The sequence below is a fragment of the Streptomyces sp. SM1 genome (assembly GCF_002910825.1).
Classification (GTDB): Bacteria; Actinomycetota; Actinomycetes; order Streptomycetales; family Streptomycetaceae; genus Streptomyces; species Streptomyces okerensis.
The window spans coordinates 1-20,713 of sequence record NZ_NEUB01000310.1 but is presented as its reverse complement, the minus strand read 5'-3'; the positions used below and the strand labels follow the sequence as shown (position 1 = coordinate 20,713).

17 protein-coding genes and 1 pseudogene are annotated in these 20,713 nt (G+C 70.9%); 9 read left to right on the top strand and 9 right to left on the bottom strand.

From position 1 onward, the window contains the following. The first annotated feature begins 551 nt into the window (after positions 1-551). Positions 552-1,685 (top strand): glycosyltransferase, encoded by a 1,134-nt coding sequence (locus B9S61_RS07600; protein ID WP_103541551.1) that lies wholly within the window; start codon positions 552-554, stop codon positions 1,683-1,685. 124 nt (positions 1,686-1,809) lie between these two features. Here B9S61_RS07600 and B9S61_RS07595 read toward each other — a convergent pair whose 3' ends face one another. From B9S61_RS07595 to B9S61_RS07585, 3 genes are all read right to left on the bottom strand, one after another. Beyond that, entirely contained in the window at positions 1,810-4,974 is a 3,165-nt protein-coding gene (locus B9S61_RS07595) for a sacsin N-terminal ATP-binding-like domain-containing protein (protein WP_103541550.1), read from the bottom strand. A 120-nt stretch (positions 4,975-5,094) separates the two neighbouring features. Further along, positions 5,095-5,502 carry a PIN domain-containing protein gene (locus B9S61_RS07590; RefSeq protein WP_103541549.1) on the bottom strand — a complete coding sequence of 136 codons (408 nt, stop codon included), beginning with the start codon at positions 5,500-5,502 and terminating at the stop codon, positions 5,095-5,097. After that, on the bottom strand, positions 5,499-5,774 hold the full coding sequence (locus B9S61_RS07585; RefSeq protein WP_103541555.1) for a hypothetical protein: 276 nt from the start codon (positions 5,772-5,774) through the stop codon (positions 5,499-5,501). The genes B9S61_RS07590 and B9S61_RS07585 overlap by 4 nt, the downstream gene beginning before the upstream one ends. Positions 5,775-6,173: 399 nt before the next feature. On the opposite strand from B9S61_RS07585, the gene B9S61_RS07580 reads away from it, so the two are divergent. After that, a complete protein-coding gene (locus tag B9S61_RS07580; protein WP_103541548.1) occupies positions 6,174-6,848 on the top strand; it encodes a M23 family metallopeptidase in 675 nt (224 codons plus the stop codon). Here B9S61_RS07580 and B9S61_RS07575 read toward each other — a convergent pair. From B9S61_RS07575 to B9S61_RS07565, 3 genes are all read right to left on the bottom strand, one after another. Then, positions 6,791-7,888 carry a fatty acid desaturase gene (locus tag B9S61_RS07575; RefSeq protein ID WP_258039586.1) on the bottom strand — a complete coding sequence of 366 codons (1,098 nt, stop codon included), beginning with the start codon at positions 7,886-7,888 and terminating at the stop codon, positions 6,791-6,793. The genes B9S61_RS07580 and B9S61_RS07575 overlap by 58 nt on opposite strands. Before the next feature lie 196 nt (positions 7,889-8,084). Further along, the gene (gene dapF / locus B9S61_RS07570) at positions 8,085-9,089 is read right to left on the bottom strand and encodes a diaminopimelate epimerase (RefSeq protein WP_181007287.1); all 1,005 of its coding nucleotides are present in this window, start codon (positions 9,087-9,089) and stop codon (positions 8,085-8,087) included. Positions 9,090-9,222: 133 nt separating this feature from the next. Next, on the bottom strand, positions 9,223-10,137 hold the full coding sequence (locus tag B9S61_RS07565; RefSeq protein ID WP_103541553.1) for a hypothetical protein: 915 nt from the start codon (positions 10,135-10,137) through the stop codon (positions 9,223-9,225). A gap of 205 nt (positions 10,138-10,342) precedes the next feature. On the opposite strand from B9S61_RS07565, the gene B9S61_RS07560 reads away from it, so the two are divergent. Next, a complete protein-coding gene (locus B9S61_RS07560) occupies positions 10,343-13,414 on the top strand; it encodes an N-6 DNA methylase (protein ID WP_181007286.1) in 3,072 nt (1,023 codons plus the stop codon). 22 nt (positions 13,415-13,436) lie between these two features. Here the strand turns inward: B9S61_RS07560 and B9S61_RS07555 are convergent, their stop codons facing one another. Both B9S61_RS07555 and B9S61_RS07550 read right to left on the bottom strand, forming a co-directional pair. Continuing rightward, complete coding sequence (locus B9S61_RS07555) at positions 13,437-13,646, bottom strand: DUF397 domain-containing protein (RefSeq protein WP_103541546.1); 210 nt, start codon at positions 13,644-13,646, stop codon at positions 13,437-13,439. After that, on the bottom strand, positions 13,643-14,524 hold the full coding sequence (locus tag B9S61_RS07550) for a helix-turn-helix transcriptional regulator (RefSeq protein WP_103541545.1): 882 nt from the start codon (positions 14,522-14,524) through the stop codon (positions 13,643-13,645). The genes B9S61_RS07555 and B9S61_RS07550 overlap by 4 nt, the downstream gene beginning before the upstream one ends. Positions 14,525-14,685: 161 nt before the next feature. On the opposite strand from B9S61_RS07550, the gene B9S61_RS07545 reads away from it, so the two are divergent. From B9S61_RS07545 to B9S61_RS07535, 3 genes are all read left to right on the top strand, one after another. Next, positions 14,686-15,117, top strand: a complete 432-nt coding sequence (locus tag B9S61_RS07545) for an ATP-binding protein (protein WP_103541544.1) — start codon at positions 14,686-14,688, stop codon at positions 15,115-15,117. Positions 15,118-15,359: 242 nt separating this feature from the next. Further along, positions 15,360-16,247, top strand: a complete 888-nt coding sequence (locus B9S61_RS07540; protein WP_103541543.1) for a helix-turn-helix domain-containing protein — start codon at positions 15,360-15,362, stop codon at positions 16,245-16,247. A 16-nt stretch (positions 16,248-16,263) separates the two neighbouring features. Then, on the top strand, positions 16,264-17,172 hold the full coding sequence (locus B9S61_RS07535) for a hypothetical protein (protein WP_103541542.1): 909 nt from the start codon (positions 16,264-16,266) through the stop codon (positions 17,170-17,172). Positions 17,173-17,226: 54 nt separating this feature from the next. Here the strand turns inward: B9S61_RS07535 and B9S61_RS07530 are convergent, their stop codons facing one another. Next, the gene (locus tag B9S61_RS07530) at positions 17,227-18,153 is read right to left on the bottom strand and encodes a DUF3027 domain-containing protein (RefSeq protein ID WP_103541541.1); all 927 of its coding nucleotides are present in this window, start codon (positions 18,151-18,153) and stop codon (positions 17,227-17,229) included. Positions 18,154-18,587: 434 nt separating this feature from the next. Here B9S61_RS07530 and B9S61_RS07525 point away from each other — a divergent pair, with 434 nt between their 5' ends. The 3 genes and pseudogenes from B9S61_RS07525 to B9S61_RS42165 all read left to right on the top strand — a co-directional run. Beyond that, a complete protein-coding gene (locus tag B9S61_RS07525; RefSeq protein ID WP_103541540.1) occupies positions 18,588-20,021 on the top strand; it encodes an MFS transporter in 1,434 nt (477 codons plus the stop codon). A gap of 107 nt (positions 20,022-20,128) precedes the next feature. Next, on the top strand, positions 20,129-20,584 hold the full coding sequence (locus B9S61_RS07520; RefSeq protein ID WP_103541539.1) for a DUF2771 domain-containing protein: 456 nt from the start codon (positions 20,129-20,131) through the stop codon (positions 20,582-20,584). 23 nt (positions 20,585-20,607) lie between these two features. Then, a pseudogene (locus tag B9S61_RS42165) lies at positions 20,608-20,713 on the top strand (futalosine hydrolase); the annotation flags it as partial.

The window sequence follows — 20,713 nt, the reverse complement described above, 5'->3', positions numbered from 1 at the left end:
GACCCACCGGACCCGTCTCACCAACAGGCCCCACCGGACCCACCGGCCCCGTCGGCCCCGTCGGACCCGGAGGGCAACGGTCGCAGGGCTTCCCCGGGCTTCCGTCGCCTTCGGTGGCCGGATGGGAGGGGGTTTCACCGATGGAACGCTCGGTGCTGTCGGGGCGCTCGTCGCCCTGTGTTCCGAATGCGGGAGTGGCGGTGGCACCCGTCAGTGTGAAGACGAGCGCGGCCATTCCCCAGGCGACACGCCTGGGGATCGGGCCGGGGGAACCCCTATGATTTCGGCGCTTCATTGCTGTTCTTTCCCTTTCCGTTGCCAGCCAAGAGACATGACTGGGAGAAACGGCGGACGACTCGCTGCACACTCATCCCCACCTCCACCGCTGTTGTTGGACGTGTCCGCGATATTTCAGGCGATCAGCCGATCCTGCCCACCCGAAAGGTCGAATGAGACGAACCTGGGATTCGGACACGAACGCCTCGACCCGGCCGGGACGGCGCACTGATAGCGTCGCATCACTGGAATTCAGGGATGGAAGTACAGGTCGCATGGTGAACTCGTCCATCTGCCTTTGCATGATCGTCAAGAACGAAGCCCGCGTCATCGAACGCTGCCTGTCTTCGGTACGGGATCTCGTGGACACCTGGGTGATCTCCGACACCGGCTCGACAGACGGGACGCAGCAGCTGATCCGCAGGGCGCTTCGCGGGCTCCCGGGTGAGCTGCACGAGGAGCCGTGGAAGAACTTCGGCCACAACCGGACGCTCAATATCGAGCACGCCCTGGGAAAAGCCGACTACCTTCTTCTCCTTGACGCCGACCAGGTCATGCGCAGGGACGGCGTCCTGCCGGCGTTGACCGCTGATTCCTACATGCTTCGGCACGAGGGGGCGACCCAGTATCGGATCAAGCGTCTGGTAAGGGGAGACATTCCCTGGCGTTATGAGGGAGTCACGCACGAGTACCTCACCAGTGACCAGCGGCACGGCCAGGAGAACCTCGACGCGCTCGTGGTCGAGCACTTCGCCGACGGGGGATCGCGGGCGGACAAGTTCGAGCGGGACGCCCGCCTGCTGAGCGCGGACCTGAAGCGTGACCCCGACAACACACGCACCGTCTTCTATCTGGCCCAGACGATGCGCGACCTCGGCCACGTCAAGGAGGCGGTCCGTCTGTACGAGCGGCGCGCGGAGATGGGCGGCTGGGACGAGGAGGTCTACTACTCGCTGCTGCAGGCCGGGATCCTCAGAGCCCGGTCGGGCGACTGGCCCCGGGCCATGGACGCCCTCACCCGCGCCTGGGAGACGCGCCCGCAGCGGCTCGAGGCGTGTTACGAGATGGCCTCACGGCTGCGTGCGATGCGCCGCTACCACGCCGCGCACGCGGTCGTGTCCGCCGGGCTCGGTCGACGTCAGCCGGACGACCTGCTCTTCGTCCAGCCGTGGGTGTATCAGTGGGGGCTCCTGTTCGAGTTCTCGATCAGCGCGTACTGGGTGGGGGACCTGGCCGGCTCGGTCCGGGCCTGCGACGAACTGCTGTCGAACCCCGGGCTGCCCGACCGCTACCGCGGACAGACCCTCGCCAACCGGGAGTTCGCCACACGCCGGCTCACCGCCCGCACCGATCCGGCGGCCCCGGAGGAGCCGGCCGCCCGGGTACCGGGAGCACCCCGGGCGGAGTGACCGCGCCGTGCGGGGCGCGGTGTGCGCGCCGCTACGGGCACCGCTCCTGCCTCGATGCGCTGAGGGCGGCACGGCCACCCGCGGATGCCGGGGCGGGCAACCGGCCGCGCTCCGGGGCGGGCGGTCAGTCGAACCAGCGGTCGCGGGCCAGTTCCTCCGTCCGGGACGGGTCCTCCAGCAGGGCCGCGACCTCGAAGCGGCGGGGCCACTGGCCCGCCGCCCAGGCGAGCCCCGCGGCCACGCCCTCCAGCGTCGCCGCGTGCAGCACACCGTCACCGGTCAGGCGCCAGTCGATCTCTACACCGTCGACGACGAGCTCCTCGTGCTCCACATACGACGCCGGCGTCCCCGCCCCCAGCAGCACCCGCACCGGCTCCGGCACGTCGTGCGCGTCGCCCTCGGAGCCGACCTCCCCGCTGACGGACTCGCTCAGCCGCCGCACCTGGAACAGCTCCGCCAGCTCGGCGGCCCGCGCCGGCCGGACCGGCAGCAGCGGCACACCCGCCGTGAACGGCAGCAGATCGGGCGAGTCGACGACCACCGCGTCCGCCGCGTCCACCACCTCGACCCGCCCGTCGACCACGGCCCGCAGATCGTCCGGCAGGGTCACCTGCTCGGGGTCCAGCTCGGCCAGCGCCCCGTACAGCGCGTGCAGCTGCGCGGCGGTGACCGGCCGGTCGGGGTCGGCGAGGCGGTCGAGCAGTTCGGCCGCGCCGCCGGGCTCGTCGAGAAGGGCGGCCACCGACGTCCGTACGCCCAGCGCCCGCAGCACCTGCTCGTCCTCGAACCCGGTCGCGTCGGCCTCCTCGTACAGGCCCCGCAGCAGCGGATCGCTCCCGGCCGCCCGCAGCCCGGCCGGGCGGCGCCCGCCGATCACCGGGTGTCCGCGCAGCCACCACGCGGTGTAGGGCCGTACGGTCTCGTGGGTGCCGTCGTGCAGCAGGATCCGCACCGGCTGGACGAGCGCGTCGCGCAGCGGGGGCCGGGACAGCAGGGCGAGGGCCTGCGGCCAGCGGTCGTCGTCCACGAGGTCGAGGTCGCGCACGGCGACGATCTCGGTGGCGACCGGCGGGACGGGGCTGTCCGGGAAGCGGTCGAGGACGTCCTCGCTCCACACGTCCACGGCGTCCAGCAGCCCGGGGTCGTCGGGTTCGGCGAAGTCCCCTTCCCTGGGCTCCAGTTCATCGGGGTCGAGGACGACGTCGGTGGCGCGGACGAGCGCGAAGTCCACCAGCACCCCGCACGCCGCGAGCGGCTGTTCGCCCCACTTCGCGGCCAGTTCACCGTCCACGGAGGCGAGTTCACCTTCCCGCATGACCTGCGCGAACGGACCGCCGGGGAAGACGAGTTCGCAGGCCGGGGAGAGTTCGCCGTCCTCGTCGGGAAGGGCGAGGGCGCCCAGCCACGGCTCGTCACCGGGTTCGAGGGCGGCGTCGCGCACCAGCCCGAGCACGGTGTCGGCGAGTTCCTCGGCGTCCGGGACGTCCTCCTCCCAGTTCACCGCGCCCTCGTCGTCCAGCGAGGCGGCGACGGCGGCCCGCACCTGCGGGGTGGTGAGGACGGCGCGCGGGGTGGCGGGCAGGGCGCCCAGCTTCTCCAGCAGGGGGTGCGCGGCGTCCGGGTGGGCGACCTTGAGCCCGAGCCGGACAAGGAGCTCGGCGTCGAGGGCTCCCGCATCGGGGGTGGGCAGCAGCACCTGCCGGGGCCCGATCGTCGTGCGCCCTCCCCCAGAGCCGAAAGCCTGGGAGGTACCCCCAGCGAGGGGCACCGGCAGCCCGGACAGCCGGTCCGGCTCGACCCCGGCGAGGCTGTCGTACAGCCGCCGCCACCAGTCGGGCGACTTCTCCAGACCGGCCAGCCGGTCGACCGCGTCGGTGAGCGGCACCCGGGCGACACCGAGCGTGCGCAGTTCCGCGCGGCGCTCGAGACCGGCGGGCAGCAGGGTGGGGAGCACTTCCGCGAGTACGCGTACGGTGTCGGCCCCCGCCCCCTCCACGACCTCGGCGTCCCGGGGCCGCAGCGCCTCGGGCAGGTCGGCGTCGCTCTCCTCGTCCGCGCGCGGTGCGACGGCCGGGGGGAGGAAGGACGTGCGCGGCAGCCGTTCGAGGATCGCCCGGCGCAGGGCGCCGTCCAGCTCCCCCTTGCCGAGCGGGCCGGGCACCAGGCCGATGATCCCGTCCCCGACCGGGCGCCAGTCGGCGAGCAGCCCGGCGTAGGCGTCGGCCGCGCGCTGCACGAGGAAGTCGGTGAGCGGGCCGGGGGCGGCGTGCCGGCGGGTGGAGTCCAGCGGAAGGGAGGCGATGAGCAGGGCGGGCACACCGAGGGGTTCGTCGCTCGGGGTGGGCGCGTGCACGACGGCGCCGGTCCGGGGCCGGGCGGGGCTTCCGTCGGGGTCCACGGGGACGGCCCAGGTGACCGACCAGTACGGCCGCAGCCGCTCCTCGACCGGCCGGTCGGCGAGCAGCTCGGGGGTGAGCGGCCCGTGCGCGACGGCGGTACGCCACCGGGTCGTCCCCTCGCGCGAGTCCTCGACGACGGTGAGCCCGCCGTCCGTACGCCGCCGGACGGTGCGGGGCTCCGCGTCCCCGATCTCGACGACGACGTCCTCCAGGCCGGGCAGCGCCAGCAGCAGGGCGTCGTCCACGGCGTGCAGCAGCCGTTCGGCGAGGTCGGCGGCGGCCGTGTCGCGCAGGGGGAGGATGACGGCGGTGTCGTACGGGTCGGGCGCGGTCCCCTCGGCGGCGAAGGGGAGCCGCAGCAGCGGCACGTGACCGTCCCGCCGGCGGATCTCGTCCGCCAGCCCGGCGCTCCGCCCGGCGGTGTCGTCCGCGAGACCCCGTGCCTCGGCGAGCGACCACCGGACGCCGCCGTGCCGCCCGACGACGGCGGGCTCGTCGGTCACCGCGAGCACGGCGGCGAACCCGACCCCGAACCGTCCCACGGCCCGCTCCGGCGCGTCCCGCTTCGCGGAGGCCCGCAGCGTGGACAGCGACTCGACGCCGGCCGCGTCGAGCGGGGCGCCGGTGTTGGCGGCGACGAGGACCCCGTCGCGCAGGGTGAGCCGGAGCCGTCCCGGTACGCCGGCCCGGGCGGCGGCGTCGGCGGCGTTCTGCGCGAGCTCGACGACGAGACGGTCCCGGTAGCCGCCGAGGACGAGGTCCTCCTCGGCGTTGGCGTCCTCCCGGAAGCGGGCGGGGCTGGTGGCCCAGGCGTCCAGGACACCGCGCCGCAGCCGCGCCGTCCCGAACGGATCGGCACCCTCGGCGGCGGGCCGCACGTACTTGCTCACGTTGACTCTCCTCATCGGCCGCCCTGATCGGCGTGAGGACGAAGGTACCGCCCCGCTCGGCGGGGGCGCTGCCGCAGGCTGGGCGGGGCCCAGGAGTCACGGCGATCGGAACACCGGCCTTCAGACATCCTTGATCTGCACGCGATCGCCGCACAGTCTCGTCCAGTCGTCGCGGTCCGAGGTCAGCACCAGTACCGGCCCCGGGACGCGAAGCGCCGTCGCGGCCACGAGGGCATCGATGGCGTATTTGTGGCCGTGCAGGCCACCGGCCTCGCTCAGCAGTTGCACCGCTGTGAGGCTGTCCGCGTGGGTGGCGTCCTGGACCTGAAGGCGGGAAAGCACCCAGTGCAGCCGGGCGGTATCCGTCTTTCCGTAGACGGATACCGCCACCGTCAGGGCCGACACGAGAACGGGCACGCCCACGCGCCGGGCGGCCTCGATCCGGGTGATCATCTGCCGGTCGTTGCGCAGGAGCAGCGACAGTGCCTGGGAGTCCAGCACCAGGGCCCTGGCCGCGGGTGCCTTCATGCGGCGGTGTCGCCTGACGCGTACGGCGCCGGAGCGTCACCGAACAGTTCGTGCTGAGCGGCCTGGATCTCGGCCTCGCTCAACGGCTCGTGCTCGTCTTCGTAAGCGGCGACGATCTCCGCGAGGCCGTCCATCGCGAGCTGGTGCCGGACCGCCGCGGTCACGTAGGCGGACACGCCGCGCTTGCCGGTGCGCGTGCGCAGAGCACCGAGGAGTTCCGAGGGCATCGAGACGGAGATGTTCTCCGTACCGCCGGGACGGGGTGACTTCATGAAACCCATTCTAGTACAGGAACTATTACACCGGCAGGCCACCGCGGCGAACGCAGGGGCGCCGGGCGGGAACCGGAGACCCACGCCACATCCGTACCGGCCGCCCGGTGACATGCCGCACAGGCGAAACATCCGGTACTACCCGGAATAGTCGACAAACACCCCACCTCGTATCGGACATTTAGTGCGCAGCTCTGATCGATCAGCCTGAAATGGCGGGTTTCGCCCCGCGCGGAGCCCTCCGTCAAGAGACCTGGATCTCACGCCCGAACTACGGCCTTTCGTCGTAGGTCACACCTTTGCGGCATTTGGGCGGCGGCGGTTACCAAGGAACAGCCGGCGCGGCACGGACTCGTTCCGCGGATGGCATTCCCCCGCCCCCTCCCCTATGAGGTTTCGATGTTCGAGCGCGTCACGTCCCGTTTCCCCCGTACGTCCGCCACCCGCACCCGCGCGGCCGTCCTGGCCGCCGGCCTGGGCTCCACGGTCGTCCTGGGAGCCGGGGTCGCGGTCGCCGCCGCCGAGAACACGGCCGTGTCCGGCAGCGCCACCGCTGTCCAGGCGCAGGCCGCCGCTCAGGCCGAGGCCGCGAAGACGCAGGCCGTCACGGTCAAGAAGGCCCCCAAGACCACCAAGACCGCCGCCAAGAAGCAGGCGTCCTGGGTCTCCCCCGTGAAGAGCTACAAGCTCTCCGCCGGCTACGCCGCGAACGGCGGCATGTGGGCCTCCAAGCACTCCGGCCAGGACTACGCCGTCCCGACCGGCACCCCCGTCGTCGCCGTCCACGGCGGCACCGTCGTCAAGGCCGGCGGCAACGGCGCCGGCGACGGCCCGGCGTACGGCAACGCCGTCGTCATCAAGCACAGCAACGGCAAGTACTCCCAGTACGCCCACCTGTCCTCGGTGAACGTGAACGCCGGCCAGGTCGTCAAGACCGGCCAGAAGATCGCCCTGTCCGGCAGCACCGGCAACTCCAGCGGCCCTCACCTGCACTTCGAGATCCGCACCACTCCGAACTACGGCTCCGCCGTCAACCCGGCAGCCTTCCTCCGCGCCAACGGCGTCAACCTCTGACCCCGAGCCCGGTCACACAGCACCACCGAGCGACCCCGGAAGCGGCCCCGCGCCGCCCCGGGGTCGCCGCACGCATCGAAGCCGGTTTCCTCGCTCGCTGTGCCCTGCCGGCTCGGCCCGATGGTGGCTCCCGAGGCCGGGGCCAGCGCCCAGCGGTGGCGGCGGAGCACAGCGGACTCGCCCAGCAGAAGGGCGTGCGGTCGGTATGCGGGGCCGCACAGAGTGCGCTCCAGCGTCGGTAGGTAGTTCCAGCGCACCGCCGGGTGCGCTGAGTGCGCGAAGTGGTAGAGGTCGCCGTACGGCAGCCAGGTGCCGCGTGCCAACAGGGTGAGGAAGGCGTTGCGCGGGTACAGCCGAAGGCAGCGGCCCGCCTCTACGGCAACGGGCGGACCGGGCACCGCCTCCGGGTCGAACCAACGGTGCTCGACGAGCAGCGACATCCAGGCGAGCTGTGGATACAGCAGCAGCCGGGGCAGCAGGAAGGCGAACGCCGTCGCCTCCCAGCCGAAGGCCAGGGCGAGGGCCGCCGACACGGCCACCGGACCGGCCGCCCGCAGACGCCCGGTACCCCCTTCCCGCCGCAGGCCGGTCACGCTCCGCACGGTGCCGTGCACGCCGGCCGGAGTGAGCGGGTGGATCAGGGCGAGCGCGTACCGCACCGCCGTGGCTCCCGGACGCAGTCCCGCCGAGTGGAGTTCGGCCAGGTTCGGATCGGCCCCGGTGACCGTCGCGTTCGGATGGTGCTCGCGGACGTGCCGCCGTCGGCGTACGGAGACGGGGACGAAGCCGAGCGGAATGTGGACGGCCGCCTCGGCGAGCAACGTGTTCAGCCGGCCGCCCCGCGCCAGTACGCCGTGCACGGCGAAGTGGCTGACCTCCTGGAGATGGCGGAATTTCACCGCGCCCGCGAGGGCTGCGACCGCGCAGCCCCAGGGGCCGCCGTACACGGCCACCGCACACCATCCGGTGAACTCGATCCAGTGACCGAGCAGCAGAAGCACGGGCGTCACGTCGTTCAGCCGCTCGCGCTGGAGTCGCATCACCAAACGGAGCGAGTCCGGTGTGTGCCGTCCCCGCGCCGGACCGAACCACCACCGGTCCGCCTGCCGCACCGCGATTCCGGCCGCGATCGTCAAAAGGCCGGCCGACAGTCCCCCCACGCCATCCCCTTCCCCATAGCCCGGCAGACGCGTGCGCGTGGCCAGGGCCCGGCGGAGACGGACGTCCTGAGTGGCGTCAGACCTCGGTCGGGTGGATGCCCGCCTCGTGCAGCACCTTCATGTTTTCCCGGCTGAGCTCGGCGAACGCGCTGATTTCCGCCATGTGTGCGGCACCCTCGTAGGTCACCGGACCGTCCCCGAGGAGCATCGCGGGGTCCAGTTCGGCGTCGTACACGAGGGTGGCGTTGCCCTCCAGGACCGGCTGCCAGGCGTCACCGGCCGTCTGGAGGTGGCTGCGGGCGACGCCTCCCGGGTTGCGTACGGTCACCGGCCGCTCCGGGTCGACGAGCCCGAGGCGGGACAGGGTGGCCCGGGAGGCCGCGATGCCCGAACCGCACGACGGCGTCAGACCGGCGCCCCGCTCGTAGGTGTGGATGAACACCTCGTCGTCGGACAGCGGCAGGACGAAGGAGAGGTTGGCGCCGATCGGGAAGACGCCCGGTGAACCGGCGACGCGCCGCCCGGTCTCGATCAGTTCGGCCTCGTCGTAGGCGTCGATCACCGTGATCAGGTGCGAGTTCGGTACCGCGACCGCCGTCACGTGCCGCGACGGGTGGAACGCCGGAAGCAGCCGGTCCACGTACTCGCCGTGCGGCCCCGCCTCGGTCACGATCGGCTCACCGGGTGCGAAGTCGGCGGCGGGCAGCTCCACGGAGACCTGCCGCACGCCGTGGGAGGTACGGCCCCGGTCGCGCACGGTGAAGGAGTAGGGCCCCTGCTCGACCACGACCGACTCGACCTGGTGCCGGTCCAGCAGTATCCGGCCGGCGCACCGCATCCCGTTCCCGCAGAGCAGCGCCTCGGACCCGTCGGGGTTGTAGAACCACGCCCGTGCCGTGCCGTCGCCGTGATCCGCCACGAAGTACACCCCGTCACCGCCCAGCCCACGCTTGCGGTCACACAGCAGCCCGACGGCCCGGGTCAGCTCGTCCGCCGAGGCGAAGTGGTCGAGCGGCGCGCCGTCGACGACGAAGATGTCGTTCCGGGAGCCGTGGGCCTTGGTGAGCGAGAGATTGGACATCACGTACTTTCCGTCGCGCTGCGATTTCGCGCCGTCCCGCCAGGTCCGGACCGGCCGTCGCTCCATGCTAGCGAAGGCCGTTCGATAGCACGGAACGTGATGAGGCAGGACGGCGAGGTCAACGCGTACGTACTCAGAGGCGGGCTGCCGCCTCACGGACGGCCGACTCGTCCCACGCCCCGGCGTTCAGCATCGGGCGGACAGCCGTTTCGTAGGACTGGAGGACGAACGGCGCCGAGTCGGAGCCGTGCCCCCAGATCGACTCGAACCGCCCGGCCCAGCGCTCGACGTGCTTGAAGTACACGGAACTACGGCCCCGGCGGTAGTCGGCATCCCCCTGCTCCTCCTCCAGCAGTACCGCCGCCTTCGACACCACCACGAAGTCCACGGCCTGGTCGGCCCGCAAGCGGTCCCTCACAGCAAGGGCGCACTGCACGCCGAGCGAACGATGATGGTCGACGAGCGCGAGGAGAGAGCGGGCGAAATCCTCCCTGGCCAGATCGTCCTGCCAGCAGATGAACAGCCGCTGGACGGTCCCACCCGCTTCGATCAACCGCCGGTTGACGGCCAGGTACTCCCTCCGCTGCGTCAGCAGGTCGGGGGTGGTGGTGAGATCGGCCGCGAGGACTCGCCTGGGTTCGGTGCCGCAGTCGATGAGTGCCTGGAAGAGCAGTACGGACAGCCGGGGCACCTCCGACGCGTACACCTGGAGATGCCCGTCGGCGATCTCACCGAACCCGGCCATGAGCTCCCGCTCCAACTGTTCCCGGACCAGCCCGAAGTACCGGGCGTCCGACATGTGCCGGTCATTGGCCCGGCGGAGCTGGATGTAGATCCGGCGTAACCACATGTGGTTGGCGACCATGAGAAGCAGCAGTACGGTCTCCGCCGCCAGCAGAACGTCCCTGAGCAGGCTCTTCTCTGCGACCCAGGCCGCGATGGGAATGGCGATGCCGGCGATACCCACGAGCGCGTTCAGCACTTGTGAGGACAGCGCCTCCGCCACACGAGTACTGAGATCCCGACGCGGCTGCGTGGTCGTCGTCATGCTCCCCATCCCCTGGCGAATGCAAGTCCACCACATTTTCGGGGGTTCGCTCACGGACAGGCAAGTGCGCATTGCGGTCAGTGACCGCCGTCCGAGGCGCCCGGCATGACGGCGTTGTCGGTGCCCTGCGGCACAATGGCCGCAGTTTCTCGTCACCGCCGCGCGTCACCGTCCCGGCACCCGCGGTCTCGTCAAGGGGGAGTGGATGGCCACAGCGCCTCAGACCAGCCTGGAGAAGGTGCTGGCTCGGCTTGTCGACCGCAAGCCCATGCGCTCGGAGGCGACCCTCCAGGCCGACGTCCGGCAATTGCTGCTCGAAGGCGGCCTCAACCTGGACGAGAACGATCTGAGCGTCGACCTGGAGACCCAGGTCGGTGACGGCCGGCGTATCGACGTCGAGATCGGCTTCACCGCCATTGAGTGCAAGCGGGACCTGCGCAGCGCGAAGATCCTCAAGGACGCCGAGAAGCAGCTCGAAGGATACGTCCGCACCCGCGCCGAGCAGGTCGGCCAGCGGTACGTCGGCATCCTCACCGACGGCGCCGACTGGCGGGCGTACGCCCTCTCCGGATCGGCGTTCGTCCAGGCGGGCCGCTTCGAGGTCAAGCCGCGCCGGACCACTGCGCTGGAGCTGCTGGTCTGGCTGGAAGGCGTCCTCGCCACCGCCGAGGGCATCAAGCCGACCCCCGACGTGATCAAGGGCCGACTGGGTGCGGGCAGTGTCTCCCACGGGATCGACTACACCACGCTGTCCGCCCTCTACGCGGAGAACAAGGACCTGCCCACGGTCCGGCTCAAGCGGGAGCTGTGGGCGCGTCTGCTGCGCAGTGCGCTGGGCGCCCAGTTCGAGGACAGCGACGAACTGTTCATCGAGCACACGCTCCTGGTCAGCACCGCCGGAATCATCGCCCACTCGGTCCTCGGCTACGACGTCCGGCAGATCCCCCCGGCCACGCTCGTCCTGGGCCAGCTCTTCGAGCAGGCCGGGATTCACGGTGTCGTCGAGTCCGACTTCTTCGGCTGGGTGATCGAGGTCGAGGGCGGCGAGGAGTTCGTCCGCACCACCGCCCGCCGACTGTCCCGCTACGACTGGGCGAGCGTCGAGCACGACGTGCTCAAGGTGCTCTACGAGTCCGTGATCGCCCCCGAGACGCGCAAGAAGCAGGGCGAGTACTACACACCCGACTGGCTGGCCGAGAAGATGGTCTCCGACGTCCTGGCCGACCCGCTGAACCAGCGTGCCCTCGACCCGTCCTGCGGCTCCGGCACGTTCCTGTTCCACGCGGTGCGCCGGTATCTGACGGCCGCCGAGACCGACGGCCGCCCGCTGCGGGACGCGCTCGACGCGGTGAGCGACCACGTCGCCGGGATCGACCTCCACCCGGTCGCCGTCGCCCTGGCCCGCGTCACGTATCTGCTGGCCATCGGTCGCGACCGTCTCACCTCCGACGAGCGCGGGGAGATAAGGGTCCCGGTCTACCTCGGCGACAGTGTCCAGTGGCAGCAGCGGACCGACCTCATCGACCACGGCTACCTGGTGATCCGCACGGAGACCGGGGGCCTGCTCGACTACCAGAACGAACTGCGGTTCTCCGAGCACCTTCTCGCGGACGCCCGGGGCTTCGACCGGCTCGTCAACGAACTCGCCGACCGGGCGGCCAGTTCCAGCCGCAAGAAGGGCACCCGGCCGCCGCTGACGAGTCTGTTCAACGTCCTCGCCCTCCACGATCCCGACGACCAGGACGAGATCACCGCGGCGTTCCGGATCCTGTGCGAGCTGGTCGACGAGGACCGGAACCACATCTGGTCGTACTACGTCCGCAACCTCGCCCGGCCCATGTGGCTCTCCATGGCCGACAACCGCGTGGACGTGCTGATCGGCAACCCGCCGTGGCTGTCCTACCGGCACATGCCGAAGGACATGCAGGCCCGGTTCAAGGAGATGTGCCAGTCCCGCGAGCTGTGGCGGGGCGACGAGGTGGCGACCCACCAGGATCTCTCCGGACTGTTCATCGCCAGGGCGGTGCAGCAGTACCTCGCGGAGGGCGGTCAGTTCGCCTTCGTGGTGCCCAACCCCGTGCTGGACCGGCCTTACTGGTCCGGCTTCCGCGCCGGCGACTACCCGGACCCCAACGAGCCGGTACGCGTCGAGTTCACCGGCTCCTGGGACCTGCGCCGCCTGCGCCCGCACTTCTTCCCGCGCGGCAGCGCGGTGGTCTTCGGGCGGAGGAAGACGGCGGGCGTGGGCGCGGCGGCGCGGGGCAACGACGCGGTGCCGCTGTCCAAGGACACGGAGCGGTGGACCGGGAAGATCCCGGTCACCGCTCATGACTGGGCGCACGTGCGGGGGTGGGTCACACGGGAGGCGGCCGAGCTGAAGTACGTGGGCGAGGATCTGATCTCGTCGCCGTATCGGTCGCGGTTCTGGCAGGGCGCCACCATCGTGCCGCGCGTCCTGTTCTTCGTGGAGCAGCAGGACGCCGGCCCGCTCGGACTGGGAAGCGGGCGGATCAGGGTGCGGTCGACTCGCAGCAGCACCGAGAAGAAGCCGTGGAAAGACCTTCCCGACCAAGAGGGCGTGGTCGAGAAGCAGTTCGTCCGCCCGGTTCTGCTCGGGGAAAGCGTGCTGCCGTACCGGCTCCTCACTCCGCGCAAGGCGGTGCTGCCCGTCGAGGGCAGCAACACGCTGATGGACGGCGGTCACGAGCACATCGACCGGTACCCGGACCTGGCGAAGTGGTGGCGCGGTGCGGAGGAGTTGTGGCTGGAGAACCGGAGCAGTGAGCGGCTGACGCTGCTCGATCGGCTTGAATTCCATCGGGGCATGTCAACGCAGCTTCCGGGGACACAGTTGCGGGTGGTGTATGGCAAGGCGGGCATGCATGTGTCGGCCGCTTTGGTGGACAACCCGAACGCCGCTATCGACCACACCTTGTACTGGGGCACGGTCGCTACTCGTGAGGAGGGCATGTATTTGTGCGCCATCCTCAACGCGCCCGCACTGACCGAGGTCGTCCGCCCCCTCATGTCCTATGGCAAGGACGAACGACACATTGATAAGGCCGTGTGGCAGCTCCCCATCCCAACATTCGACCCTGCGAGTCCCGGCCACCAGCGGCTCGTCGAGCTGGGTGCCGCGGAAGCGGCTCGCATCGCAGCCTTGGAGCTCGACGAAACCAAAAACTTCGTCAAGCTGCGTCAGGTGGTCCGCTCCGTGATCGGGACGTCCCCGGATGCCGAGGAACTGGACGACCTGGTCCGCCTGCTGCTGGAGTAAGCAGGCGGACCGAGTCGCGCGATCAAACTTCCGGCGCGTACGAGACAAACGCCGCCCACGTGTCCGGTGCGAAGGTGATTCGAGGTCCCTCGGTGTTCTTTGAATCGCGGACGTGGACGGTGCCGGGGGTGAGGGCGAGTTCGACGCAGGAGTTGCCGTCGGTGCCGTCGCTGTAGCTGCTCTTGAACCAGGCCAGCTCTGAGGCGTCACCAGCGGAGATCTTGCGGATCATGTTTCTCCCAGCAGTAGTTGCTCAATAAAGGCCAGCGACTCCCGGGGCGAGAGCGCCTGCGCCCGGATGGTGCCGTACCGCAGCTCCAAGATGCGCAGCTGTTTGGGTTCAGAGGTCGGCCGACCGTTGAACGCACCGTCGGAGCGTCCCACCGCCGTGCCGTCCGCGAACTTCAACACTTCGATCCTGCCGTCCACCCCGGGGTGTGCTTCGGTTTTCGTCGGCATCACCTGAAGCGTGACATGGTGCAGCCGCCCTACCTCAAGCAGGCGTTCGAGCTGCTGCCGCCACACCATTGTGCCCCCGACTTCTCTCTGCAACGTCGCTTCCTCCAGGACGAAGCTGATGGAAGGTGCCGGGTCGCCTTCGAACACCGACCGCCGTTCCATACGAGCGCCCACCATCCGCTCCACGTCGTCCGGGGCATAAGACGGTTGAGCCGCCTGGAACAGCGCTCGTGCGTGCTCAGGTGTCTGCAACAACCCACTGATGCTGTTGCACACGTACACCCCGATCTCAACCGCCTTGCCCTCCAACTTCCCCAGTGCCCGAACCGTCTTCGGATACCGGACCTTCTTCACGTCCTCCCAGGCCGCCGCGATGAGGCCGCCCGCGTTCAGAACCTCGTCCGCCTTGTCCAGGAACTCCTGCCGGGGGATCCGTTTGCCGCCCTCGATCTTGTACACCATGTCTTCGCCGTACCCGACGACCCGGCCGAAGTCGGCGGCCCGCATCCCCGCGGCCTCACGCCGCAGCTTCAGTTGCCGCCCCACCGTGGTGATGACCGCGACACCCCACTCGTCGTCCGGGTCCACCTCCCAACCCGGTTCGTCCGCCTCGGTCTTGAGTTGCCCCGTCTCCGTCTCGACCGCCGTCATGCCGCACCTCTCCCTCGGGAACCGTCCGTGACGCCACCCGGCGTCCTGCCCGTATCAACCGTCGGAACAGCCACGACAGCACCGGACAAGCACCGGACAGTGACTGTACGCGCGCGCTGAGTGACACTCCACGGTACGCAGACACCGCCACGCTGAGTGATGTGAATCAGCAAACTGCCGAACCCACCGCTTCCGTCAGGAACTTCAGCGTGCTGTTGTCCGCTACCCCACGCAGTGCGCGCCTCGCCCGGCTCCTCACCGACGCCCACCTCCGCGACTGGGGATACGACTCGGGGGCCGCACGCCAGGTCGTGGCCGAGCTGGCCGTCAACGCCGTTACCCACGGTCGCGTGCCGGGCCGGGACTTCCGTCTCGCGTTCTACGTGGTGAACCACACGCTCCGTATCGAGGTCACCGACACCCGCTGCGATCGCCTGCCCAAGCTTCAACCGGGCTCCCGCGACTCCGAGTCGGGCCGCGGTCTCCTGCTCGTCGAAGCGCTCGCGGACCGCTGGGGCGTATCCGAGGAGCGCTTCCCGCGCAAAACCGTCTGGGCCGAACTACGGCTCGCGGAACCGGAACCCGAAGTCTGAGGCTCCGGTGCCGTCGGCGCCTTCCAGAACAACAACCCGGGGGAAAAGAACCCCACCAAGCCCCACCCTTTCCCGCCCGAGGCGAGTCGTCACTCGGGCGGGTGAACATCACCGGCTCAGCTGGATTTTCGAGCCCCCGGCACCTCTACGCTCAGCGCACACGACCGAAAAAGACTTCGGCCCCCGCCGGGACTGGCATCCCGGTGCGAGGGCCTGACCACCAAGGAAAAAGGCCTTCCCCGATGGATACCCAAAACCCTAGCGCGCCCCCGCGCGCCCAGTCAGCCGACGGCGGCAATCCGCCACGATCGCGTCACCGCACCACCGGCGGCGTCATCCACGACAACACCCGCCACACCACCCGCTTCGTGGTGATCGGCAACCACCTCACCCAGCACGCGGAACTCTCCCTGCTCGCCATCGGCCTCGGCTGTCACATCCAGTCGCTGCCCGCCGGCGCCCCCGTGGACATCAAGTCGCTCGCCGCCCGCTTCACCGAAGGCACCAAACGCATCGGCGACGCGCTCCGCGAGCTGGAGACCCACGGTTACCTCCGCCGCGAACGCGTCCGCACCCCCACCGGCCGCATCATCACCCGCACCACCTCCTGCAACCAGCCCGGTCACCGCCGCGAGGCAGCACCCTCCGCCTGCCCGCCGCCACCACCCCGGCCGACCACCGCCGACCGCACATCCCAGCCCCGCCCCCGCAAAGCCCTCCCCCCGGTCCCCCAGCCCACCCGCGCCGCGGCCGCCGCACTTCACCAGCAGGCCGCCGACCTCCTCGGCACCCTCCGCCGCCACGACCCGCGCCTCCTGCTCTCCGCGGCCGACACCGACCACCTCGCCCCCGGCGTCATCGCCTGGCTGGAGCGCGAGGTCACCCCCACCGCCCTACGCCACGCCCTCACCGAGAACCTCCCCGACGAGCCCCTCCACCGCCCCGCGGCCTTCCTCGCCCACCGCCTCACGGACCGGCTCCCACCCCTCCCCCCGTACCGGACCCCGGCCGCCCCCGCGCCCGTACGCCACGGCCTCCGCAACTGCGACGGCTGCGACAAGGCCTTCCGTGCACCCGAAACCGAACCCCACTGCCCCACCTGCCGCACCGCAGCCGCCACCCACCCCTGACGCCACAAGGAAATCCATGGTCAAGCCGCCCCACGAGGCGATGCACCGCATCTTCCAGCACGACCCCGGACTCTTCAGCCGGGTCTCACGCTTCCTCGGAGTCGACATCCCCAGGCCTGTCAGGGCCACACCGCTGCCGACCGACCTCACCGAGACCAGCCCCGTCGAACGCCGCGTCGACACGATCCTGCGCTTCGAGACCGCCGACCAGGGCGACTTCCTCCTCGCCATCGAGGCCCAGGGCAGCAGGAACCCCGACAAGCCGGCCAGCTGGGCGTACTACACCGCCTACCTGTGGACGAAGTACCGGCTGCCCACCGCGCTCCTCGTCGTCTGCCAGGACCACACCACGGCGAAGTGGGCCCAGCAAGCGGTCAGCAGCGGTCCGCCCCAGCTGCCCACCCTCACCCTGCGCCCCGTGGTCGCCGGCCCGCACAACATGCCCGTGATCACCGACCCGGAGGAAGCCCGCGCCGACCTCGTCCTGGCCAGTCTGGCGGCCATCACACACGCCGCCGAACCCGCCGTGAATGCCATACTGAAGGCCCTTTCCACCGCATTGCGGGACGTGCCCGAAGACATCGCGGACCCCATCGTCGAATTCACCGCACAGGGCCTGGGCAAGCACCCGGCCAAGCACCTCTGGAGGAACCTGGTGGCCGTGGACCTCTCCTTCTACAAGTCCTACCTCGTCGAAGAGATCCGGGAAGAAGCCCGTACCGAAGCCCGGACCGAAGCTCTGGCCGAAGGCGAGGCACGCCGAGCCGCCGAGGACGTACTGGCGGTACTCGCGGAACGTGGCCTCGACGTACCCGAGGCCGCCCGTGAGCGCATCACCGGCTGCGACGACCCCCAGACTCTGAGCCGCTGGCTCCGGCGGGCCGTCACCGCGCCGACGGCCGAAGAGGTCTTCGACACCGAGTGAGCGGTGAAGCCACCAGGGGCGGCACAGGTCCGAGCTGTGCCGCCCCCGACGGCGTTACGAGTGCCCCAGCTCCGCCGACGCCTCGTCCTCCGTCGCCGGGACCGAGCCGGAGTCGGGGGCGGGGCGGAGGGGGAAGGGGTCGACGCGGGTCTCGTCGATGACCGGCGGGGCCGGCTGCGGGGGCTTCGGCATGACCGCGGCCTCCGAGTGGCCGCCGCAGCCGTACCCCAGGGAGACGACGTGGCCGTCGGCCGGTGAGTACTCGTTGGCGCACACGCCGAACGCCTGACCGAGCGAGCCGCCGATGCGGGCGAGGAAGCCGCACGACTGGCAGGTGGCCGGGGCCGCCTGGGCCATGGGGGTCTTCGCGCCGAACCCCTCCTCCCAGCGGTCGGCGGCGGTGTGCAGGCCGTAGCGGGACAGGACCCGGGCGCGGCGCAGGCCGAGTTCCTCGGCGACCGCCGCGATCGTGCCGCGGGCCGGGGTGACGGACAGGTCGGCGGGGGCGACCGCCGTGACCTCGGCGTCCTCGGCCTCCACCAGGTCGGCCATCTCGTGGGAGACCACCGAGTTCGGCGGCGGCTCCTCCTCGCCGGTGAAGCCCGGTTCCAGCCGGAGGTCCTCGGCGTCGGTGGGCAGCAGGTCGCCGGGTCCCATGTCGCCGGGGCGCAGCCGCTCGCTCCACGGCACCCACTCCGGTGCGAGGACCGCGTCGGGGCCGGGCAGCAGTACCGACTCGTCGACCGTGACGATCTTGGCGCGGGAGGCGCGGGCGACGGTGACGGCCCAGCGCCAGCCTCGGTAGCCGGGCTCGAGGCATTCGAAGAAGTGGGTGACGACCCGGTCGCCCTCGGAGACCGTCCCCTCGTGCTCACCCACGATTCCGGGGGCGGCGGCCTCCTCGGCTGCGGCGCGGGCGAGGTCGACGGCCTCGGCGCACAGACGGTCGGGGGTGCGGCTTCGCGTTGTCGCTGCGCTCACAGGTATCGCTTCTCTCCTACGCCGTCTCACGAGTGCGCCACTCCCAGCGCGGGGGGCGGACGGAGCGGACAGTGGGACCGCGTCGACGTCCGCGCCGCAACGTGCTCGGGCGCGCCTCCATCCATTCTGCGGGATGGCTGAGATACGCACGCTACCTGTTCGCGTGCGCTGGGCCTACACCGACGGTTGTTATGGGGTGCCGCGCGCCGGTTTCCGGGGGTGTTCGTCCCCTCCGGGACGCCGATCCGTCCACGACACGTCGACACGACGGCGGCGACGGTACGGCGATGTCATCCCGGCGGCGCGATCCGCGGCGCGACCGGCCGCACGGCGCGCCGGCACCGGCGCCCGGGTTGCGCCGTACAGCGGCAACCGGGACGCCGTCCGTGGCGGATACGGCACTACGGGCCGCCGTCTCGGGGCACTATGACGTCGTGGCTACCGCGAGGACACCCCAGGGCGCCACCGGGACCGGTGGGCCGAAAGAGGTCAAGGGGAGCGGCCGACGCCTCGGTACGGGCCGGGCGGGCGGCCCTCTGCGCGCGTGCGGACGCGTGCTGCGCTTCCCGGTGACCAAGACCGCCCGCGGGATCCGCCGGGCGACCCACGCGCACGGCGCCGGGGAGTCGGGACTCGGCAAGCTGATCGAACTGCACGGCGTGAACGGCGCCGGCGACGTCATGATCACCGTCGCGCTGGCGTCCACCGTCTTCTTCTCCGTACCGACCGACGAGGCGCGCGGGCGTGTCGCCCTCTACCTCGCCATCACCATGGCGCCCTTCACCCTTCTCGCCCCCGTCGTCGGCCCGCTCCTGGACCGGCTCCCGCACGGACGCCGGGCCGCGATGGCCGGCGCGATGCTCGCACGGGCACTGCTCGCACTGGTCCTGTCCGGCGCGGTCGTCACCGGCGGACTCGAGCTGTACCCGGCCGCACTGGGCGTACTGGTCTCCTCGAAGGCGTACGGAGTGGTCAGAAGCGCGGTCGTACCGAGGCTGCTGCCACCGGCCTTCTCCCTGGTGAAGGCGAACTCGCGGGTCACCCTCGGCGGACTGCTGGCGACCGGGATCGCGGCTCCGATCGGCGCGGGGCTCCATCAGATCGGGCCGCGCTGGCCGCTGTACGGGGCGTTCGTGCTGTTCGTGACGGGCGTGTTCCTGTCCTTCCGGCTGCCGCCGAAGGTGGACTCCGCCAAGGGCGAGGCCATGGCACTGCTCGCCGCCGACGAGCAGCACCTGCACGGCCCGCACCGCAAGACGGACAAGCGCCCCGGACTGCGCACGGTCGGCCCGGCCGTCACCCACGCGCTCGCCGCCAACGCCTCCATCCGCTGCCTCACCGGCTTCCTGATCTTCTTCCTGGCGTTCCTGCTGCGCGAGCATCCGATGTCCGGCCAGAGCGCCGCGGTGTCGCTCGGCATCGTGGGCGTGGCGGCCGGCGCGGGCAACGCGCTCGGTACGGCGGTCGGCGCGGGGCTGCGGAACCGCGCCCCGGAGATCATCATCGTGACGGTGGTGGCGTGCGTGGTGAGCGCGGCGATCGTGGCCGCGGCGTTCTTCGGGGCGGTGCTGGTGGCGTGTCTCGCCGCGATCGCCGGGTTCGCGCAGGCCCTGGCCAAACTGTCGCTGGACGCGCTGATCCAGCGGGACGTGCCGGAGTTCGTGCGGAGTTCGGCGTTCGCCCGGTCCGAGACACTGCTCCAGATGTCCTGGGTGCTGGGCGGCGCGATCGGCATCGTGATGCCGCTGGTCGGACCGCTGGGGCTGGCCGTGGGCGCGACGATCGTCGCGTCGGGCTGGCTGACCACGGTCCGCGGGCTGATCCGTTCGGCCAGGCAGGGGACCGGCGGGCGGGCGCGAGTGGCGTAACGCTCCGGCCACGCCGTACCCCACGTGGGGAGCGGGGCACGCCTGCCCGATAACCTTCGGCCATGACCACGTTGCCCCGCGGCGCAGCCGCAATCGGACATCGCGCTGTGCGACGCAGCCGCGCCGTCGCCGCCGCCGGCGCCGTATCCGCCGGACTGCTCGTCCTGGCCGCCTGTGACAAGCCGACTCCGATCGCCACCGTCACGGTGGGCAGCGACTCGGTGAGCTCCGAAGCCACCTGCGGCGGGGAGGGCGACGCCCTCAAGGCCGCCGATCTGACCAAGTGCCTCCAGGACAAGGGCATCGACGAGATCTCGGTCGACCCCGACGAGACCGTGCGTTTCGGTGTCGACCCGGAGATCGCCGACAAGGGCTGGATCATCCTGATGAACGGTCAGCCGCTGCTGTCCGAGTCCCTGACCAAGACCTACACGACCATCCCGGGCAGCGTGTTCTTCAACGCCCAGTACGGCGCCCAGGGCGACTCGACCCTGGTGTCGATCAAGGAGGGCGAGGACGACACCACGGGTCTGTGGTCCTTCCGGCTGAAGAAGGACACCTGATCACGTCCGCGTCACGCGTCCTCGTGGCCACCGCGGTCCCCGTCGAGCGGGACGCGGTGGCCGAGGCGTTCCCGGGACCCGTACGGGAGCTGTCCCTGCCCGGGGCGACCGTGCACCGGGTCGAGGACG

What these genes read in the sequence shown, in the direction of transcription:
- B9S61_RS07580 (WP_103541548.1), top strand. Translation starts at nt 6,174, where the DNA reads ATGTTCGAGCGCGTCACGTCCCGTTTCCCCCGTACGTCCGCCACCCGC.
- B9S61_RS07585 (WP_103541555.1), bottom strand. Translation starts at nt 5,774, where the DNA reads ATGAAGTCACCCCGTCCCGGCGGTACGGAGAACATCTCCGTCTCGATG.
- B9S61_RS07575 (WP_258039586.1), bottom strand. Translation starts at nt 7,888, where the DNA reads ATGCGACTCCAGCGCGAGCGGCTGAACGACGTGACGCCCGTGCTTCTG.
- B9S61_RS07540 (WP_103541543.1), top strand. Translation starts at nt 15,360, where the DNA reads ATGGATACCCAAAACCCTAGCGCGCCCCCGCGCGCCCAGTCAGCCGAC.
- dapF (WP_181007287.1), bottom strand. Translation starts at nt 9,089, where the DNA reads ATGTCCAATCTCTCGCTCACCAAGGCCCACGGCTCCCGGAACGACATC.
- B9S61_RS07590 (WP_103541549.1), bottom strand. Translation starts at nt 5,502, where the DNA reads ATGAAGGCACCCGCGGCCAGGGCCCTGGTGCTGGACTCCCAGGCACTG.
- B9S61_RS07550 (WP_103541545.1), bottom strand. Translation starts at nt 14,524, where the DNA reads ATGACGGCGGTCGAGACGGAGACGGGGCAACTCAAGACCGAGGCGGAC.
- B9S61_RS07560 (WP_181007286.1), top strand. Translation starts at nt 10,343, where the DNA reads ATGGCCACAGCGCCTCAGACCAGCCTGGAGAAGGTGCTGGCTCGGCTT.
- B9S61_RS07600 (WP_103541551.1), top strand. Translation starts at nt 552, where the DNA reads ATGGTGAACTCGTCCATCTGCCTTTGCATGATCGTCAAGAACGAAGCC.
- B9S61_RS07535 (WP_103541542.1), top strand. Translation starts at nt 16,264, where the DNA reads ATGGTCAAGCCGCCCCACGAGGCGATGCACCGCATCTTCCAGCACGAC.
- B9S61_RS07565 (WP_103541553.1), bottom strand. Translation starts at nt 10,137, where the DNA reads ATGACGACGACCACGCAGCCGCGTCGGGATCTCAGTACTCGTGTGGCG.
- B9S61_RS07555 (WP_103541546.1), bottom strand. Translation starts at nt 13,646, where the DNA reads ATGATCCGCAAGATCTCCGCTGGTGACGCCTCAGAGCTGGCCTGGTTC.